The following is a 5,077-nucleotide window of genomic DNA, read 5'->3' on the forward strand; positions in this document are numbered from 1 at the left end:
GCTGCTTCCGCCGGCACTGGATGCCCGGCTGGCGATGGCACCGCCGGTCGTCAGGGGAACCCGGATGACCTGTCCGACGCGCAGAGCCGTTGGCTCCATGCCTGGATTGGCGGACTGGATGCGCGAGGCCCGGGTGTCGAAGCGCCGGGCGATGCTCGAAAAGGTATCCCCCGGCCGGATCTGGTAGCGATAGGGGCCTCCGGAAGGAGCGCGTTCCTGCCGGGTCGGGACCATCAGGCGCTGCCCTACGGCCAGCCGCTGGGCATCAACGCCGGGATTGAAGCGTTGCAGGCGTTCCAGCGGGACATCGGCCCGACGGGCGATCTCGCCCAAGGTGTCGCCACGCTGGACGGTGATCCAGTGGCCGGCAATATCCGCGGCCCCGGCCTGTCGCTGCGCGGCGGAGTCGGAGCGCGAGGCACAGCCCGCGAGCAACAGCAGAATGATCAGGGCAACGACAGCGCCGCGTCCTTTTCCTGCCACAGGGCATTCAGCCATGAGTGGAAACGTTCCTTGTAGTGCGGATCATCGTGATAGTGCCCTTCCCGCATCCAGGCCGGGATGTCGAGCTGCCTGACATCCAGGGTGATGCGTTCTTCCTCGCCACAGAGGAATCCCCAGAAGGTCGGTCGTGGATTGGCGTAACGCAGTGTCACGTCGAGGATACCATCCAATCGATCTCCGAGCAGGGTCAATACCTGGGCGATGCCCCCGGCCCGGGGCCGCAGCAGGTGATGGTAGGGCGATCCCTGGGTGACCCGCTTGGCCGGGGTGAAGCGGGTGCCCTCGACGAAGTTGTAGATGGTGATGGGTCTTTCCCTGGCATGACGAAACATGCGCTGGGTCGCTTCCTCGTCACGTCGAGCGAGATGGGGATTACGTTGCTTCTGTTCACGGCTCAATCGACGCAGCATCGGAAACTCCATGGCCCAGAAGGCCAGGCCGACGATGGGGATCCAGATCAGCTGGCGCTTGACGAAGAAGTGGGGCATGGGGAGGCGTCGGTGGAGGGCAAAGAACAGCAGGAAGATGTCCGTCCAGCTGCGGTGGTTGGAGAGGACCAGCCACCACTGGTCACGGCTGAGCCCTTCGGGAAGCCGGATCTCGAGGTTCGGCCTGAGCCACAGACGCATCCACCAGAGGTTGGTGCCGACCCAATTGAGCGCCACGGCATTGAGGCCCTGAAGCAGTCGGCGACGCAGTCGGCGCGCTGGTGTGATCAGCTTGACCAGGGTGAGCAGCACCAGCGGAATGCCCCATGCCAGGGTGGTGAGGGTCAGCAGCAGGAGGCTGATGACGCCCTTGACGGTTGACATACCGTGACTCCTCGACCCGTGGCGCAGAGGGCGCAATGCTAATGGATTGCCAGTCGGCTGGACAGTCGGCCTCTCAACGCGTCCCGTCCGGCGTGACCATGTCCCGGAGATGACCTTCGAGGCTTGAGCAGGGGAGCCGAGGGCTCAGGACATCTCGCAGCGGGTGTGATGGGGCAACAGCAATTCCGCGGTGCGTTCCTGATTGGCACTGACCTGCTTCTGGACCAGGGCGACGCCGCCCAGCGCGATGCGATGCTCGTCACCCTCGGCGAAGGCGAGACGCTGCGAGAGCGTCGGATAGAAGCAGTAATCGAGCAGTGGCGAGACAGGGAAGATGCCATGGTGACGGTCGCTGTACCCGTTCAGCCCGGAGGTGCGCATACCCGTGTCGATGTCCAGGAGGTCCATGCCGAGTTGGTCACAGTCGAAGCCAGCGTGGTGCATCCGGGGCCCCATCACCGCCAGCCAGCTGGCGAGGGGATGTGCCTGATGCAGCGATAGATAGGTGTCCCAGGTCGGCATCGGCCAGGGTCTCAGGTCATACACCAGAGGCTGCCGGGGAGACGCCACCTGGGGGGTCTGGCTGACCAAGGCTTCGAGGCGGTCCCGCGGGCGCCGGGAGAGGCTGGCGAGCTGTAATTCGGCCAGTACCAACCAGGTTCCCTCATCCGGTGGCGCCAGCAGGGATACCAAAAGACCGCGGTCCGCCATGGCGTGACGATGCTGGCAGCGATAACCGAGATGGGTCAGGGTCGGCAGCATTGCCTGCATGGCGAAGGGGCCGTAATTCAGGGTCACCAGGGCAAGATAGGCCGCGGGCGCTTCCAACGGCCACAATCGTAGACCGCCGATATCCGGATGATGATGGATATAGTCCAGCCACAATTGCTTGACGAACTCTTCGCGCTGCATCCTGACACATCCCTCTGTCGTGAGACTCGAGTCGCCTCCCCCGGAACTGCCGGGGATTTCTCAAGGAATCGAGAGTATAGGCAGAGGGAAGACGACCCCATTCAACGAGAGAAAGACGTTTGAGCGGGCAGTGGGAACGACGATGCCCCCGAAAGGCGGTCCATCGAGGGCATTGTCCCTTGTGGGTCAAGGGTGGGACAGGTCGGAGGCTCAGGCGGTGGCGGACTTAAGGTCGTTGTCGCGGACATACTGATCGAATTCGGTGAAGCCGCCGACATGGCTATCGTCAACGAAGATCTGTGGAACGGTATGGACGGGCTTGCCGATTGTCCTGGCCAGGTCGTCCTTGGTGATACCTTCCGCATGGATGTCGGTATAGCGGTAGCCCTCGATGACACCACGGCTTTCCAGTACCTTGGCCAGTTGGATGGCGCGCATGCAGAACCCGCAACCGGGGCGGCCGAAGATGGCGACGAACATTGATAATCTCCTGTTTGCCTGTTATCAGCACGATGAGTAATGACCGACTATTGTGAATCAAGGATCGCTTCCCTGGCCAATAGCCGCTGTGAAGTCGAGTCATTGGTCAGGGCTATCGTCTTGTCGCTTCCCTTCCGGGCCATCCGATGATCCGATGATTTCAGCCGCTGATGCACGGGCTGCCGACAGGGGCCCGTTGCGGCTATACTGGTGGCCGCTCTGACGGACACGCATGACACAACGAGGAGATCTTGATGACATCGAAAGTTTCCACCCCGCGGGTTGCCGTGGTCACCGGTACCAGCAGCGGTATCGGCGAAGCCGTGGTACGGCATTTCTGCGAGCAGGGCCACCAGGTGTTGGCCGTGGATTTCAATCCAGCAGGCAAGGCCCTGGCGGAAAGCGTCGGTGCGGCCTTCTTCGAGGCGGACCTGACCGATGGCGAGGCCTGCAAGGCCGCGGTGGCCGACGCCATCAAGCGCTTCGGGCGCGTGGATATCCTGGTCAACAATGCCGGCATCCAGCATGTCTCACCCATCGAGGAATTCCCCGAGGCCAAGTGGCGACAGATCATTGACTTGATGTTGACGGCGCCTTTTCTGCTCACCCAGGCCGCCTGGCCCTCCATGCGCGAGAATGGCTGGGGACGCATCATCAATATTGCCTCGGTGCATGCCCAGGTGGCCTCGCCGGGCAAGGCTGCCTACATCAGTGCCAAGCACGGCATGATCGGCTTGACCAAGACCGCGGCGCTGGAGGGGGGCAGCCAGGGTATCACCGCCAATGCCATCTGCCCGGCCTACGTGAAGACCGCGATGGTAGAGAACCAGATCGCCGACCAGGCGAAGATGCACGGCATGGCGGAGCAGGAGGTGATCGAGCAGATCATGCTCAAGAACGCCGCCATCAAGCGCCTGATCGAACCCCAGGAAATCGCCGAGCTCGTGGGCTACCTGGCGTCCGAACACGCCAGCGCCGTGACCGGTGCCAGCTGGAACATCGACCTGGGGTGGACGGCGCAGTGAGTGCCCTTCGGGCAGCATTCTGCTAGGCGCTAGGCGCTAGGCGCTTACCGCCTTGCCGGCCGCTTCTGCAGCTTGCGTTGCAGGGTGCGCCGGTGCATCCCCAGGGCCCTGGCGGTGGCCGAGATATTGCCGTCTTGTTCCTGCAGCACCTTCTGGATATGTTCCCAGGTGATGCGATTGATCGAGGGTGGATGCTCGGCGACGTCGGTATTCGGATCTCCTTCCTGTCGTTCGAAGACGGCGAGTACCTCGTCGGCATCCGCGGGCTTGCAGAGGTAATTGACGGCCCCCAGCTTGATCGCCTCCACGGCGGTGGCAATGCTCGAGTAGCCTGTCAGCACCACGACTCGGCACTCCGGGACAAGTTCGAGCAGTCGGGGCAGCAGCTTGAGCCCCGACTCGTTCTCCAGCTTCAGGTCCAGGGTTGCCAGGTGCGGGGAGTGACGACGGGCCAGGGCCAGGGCCTGGTCGGCGTCATGGGCCACCAGCACCTCGAAGCCGCGGCGCATCAGGGCGCGGTCGAGCACGTGGCAGAACATCTCGTCGTCATCGACGATCAGCAGGCGTTCGGCGGTCTCTTGCATGTCGTCCTCGCAGGGTCAGGGAATCCCGCAGCCGTCAGGTCGCCGGCTGGTTGCGCGGCAGGGTCACCTCGGTCAGGGTGCCGCCTTCGGGGTGATTGTACAGGCGAACCTCGCCACCGAAGCGGTTGATGGTGGCGTGGGTCAGGAAGAGGCCGATGCCCAGCCCCTTGCTCTTGGTGGAAACGAAGGTCTCGCCCAGCTGGTCGGCGATGGACATCGCCACGCCGGGGCCATGGTCGCGGATGTCGATGATCACCTCCTCGCCGTTCCAGTCAAGCCGGATGGTGATGTCGTCCGGGTTGGCGTCGGCGGCATTGTTGAGCAGGTTGGTCAGCGCCGCCTCGCGGGCGCGCGACAGCGCCTGGTCCCGGCTGCGCAGGGCATGGGCCATCTTGTAGATGAAGAAGGTCACGAGCCCGGCGGAGAGCCCGAAGTTGATCCACATGCCCAGGACGTGGAGGCCGAGGGAGGTCTCGCCATTTCCCTGGCCGAGCTGGGGAACCGGTTGGTAGACCACCATCAGGAAGGTGTAGGCGGCCATGGAGGCGGCGGCGATCAGCCAGGCATGGCGCCAGGGCAGCGTGGCCGCGGCGATGGTCACCGGGACCAGGTAATAGGTGATGAAAGGGGTTGGTGGAGCCGCCGGTAAAGTAGAACAGCAGCGTCAGCCCTGCCACGTCGGCAAGCAGATGTGCCAGATACTCGCCATGGGTGACCGCCTGCGGCTGGCCGAGTCGCCACCAGGTGGCAATGTTGATCA

Annotated in this window: 6 protein-coding genes and 1 pseudogene; 1 reads left to right on the top strand and 6 read right to left on the bottom strand. The window is 63.6% G+C overall.

Going from position 1 to position 5,077, the window contains the following annotated elements:
* The 4 genes from ACESMD_RS10085 to ACESMD_RS10100 form a co-directional block, all read right to left on the bottom strand.
* On the bottom strand, positions 1–498 hold a 498-nt coding region (locus ACESMD_RS10085; protein ID WP_372612772.1), incomplete at its 3' end, for a LysM peptidoglycan-binding domain-containing protein.
* Positions 447–1,316, bottom strand: a complete 870-nt coding sequence (locus tag ACESMD_RS10090) for an acetyltransferase (protein ID WP_372612774.1) — start codon at positions 1,314–1,316, stop codon at positions 447–449. The genes ACESMD_RS10085 and ACESMD_RS10090, both read right to left, overlap by 52 nt.
* A gap of 144 nt (positions 1,317–1,460) precedes the next feature.
* Positions 1,461–2,228, bottom strand: a complete 768-nt coding sequence (locus ACESMD_RS10095; RefSeq protein ID WP_372612776.1) for a DUF1338 domain-containing protein — start codon at positions 2,226–2,228, stop codon at positions 1,461–1,463.
* A 210-nt stretch (positions 2,229–2,438) separates the two neighbouring features.
* On the bottom strand, positions 2,439–2,708 hold the full coding sequence (locus tag ACESMD_RS10100) for a GrxA family glutaredoxin (RefSeq protein ID WP_372612778.1): 270 nt from the start codon (positions 2,706–2,708) through the stop codon (positions 2,439–2,441).
* Positions 2,709–2,962: 254 nt separating this feature from the next.
* Between ACESMD_RS10100 and ACESMD_RS10105 the strand changes: the two genes are divergently transcribed.
* A complete protein-coding gene (locus ACESMD_RS10105) occupies positions 2,963–3,733 on the top strand; it encodes a 3-hydroxybutyrate dehydrogenase (protein ID WP_372612780.1) in 771 nt (256 codons plus the stop codon).
* Positions 3,734–3,777: 44 nt separating this feature from the next.
* On the opposite strand, the gene ACESMD_RS10110 is transcribed toward ACESMD_RS10105, so the two are convergent.
* Positions 3,778–4,317 (bottom strand): response regulator transcription factor, encoded by a 540-nt coding sequence (locus ACESMD_RS10110; protein ID WP_372612782.1) that lies wholly within the window; start codon positions 4,315–4,317, stop codon positions 3,778–3,780.
* A gap of 34 nt (positions 4,318–4,351) precedes the next feature.
* Positions 4,352–5,077, bottom strand: a pseudogene (locus ACESMD_RS10115) (ATP-binding protein); the annotation flags it as partial.

Source organism: Halomonas sp., assembly GCF_041689495.1.
GTDB lineage: Bacteria > Pseudomonadota > Gammaproteobacteria > Pseudomonadales > Halomonadaceae > Halomonas.

What these genes read in the sequence shown, in the direction of transcription:
- ACESMD_RS10090 (WP_372612774.1), bottom strand. Translation starts at nt 1,316, where the DNA reads ATGTCAACCGTCAAGGGCGTCATCAGCCTCCTGCTGCTGACCCTCACC.
- ACESMD_RS10095 (WP_372612776.1), bottom strand. Translation starts at nt 2,228, where the DNA reads ATGCAGCGCGAAGAGTTCGTCAAGCAATTGTGGCTGGACTATATCCAT.
- ACESMD_RS10100 (WP_372612778.1), bottom strand. Translation starts at nt 2,708, where the DNA reads ATGTTCGTCGCCATCTTCGGCCGCCCCGGTTGCGGGTTCTGCATGCGC.
- ACESMD_RS10105 (WP_372612780.1), top strand. Translation starts at nt 2,963, where the DNA reads ATGACATCGAAAGTTTCCACCCCGCGGGTTGCCGTGGTCACCGGTACC.
- ACESMD_RS10110 (WP_372612782.1), bottom strand. Translation starts at nt 4,317, where the DNA reads ATGCAAGAGACCGCCGAACGCCTGCTGATCGTCGATGACGACGAGATG.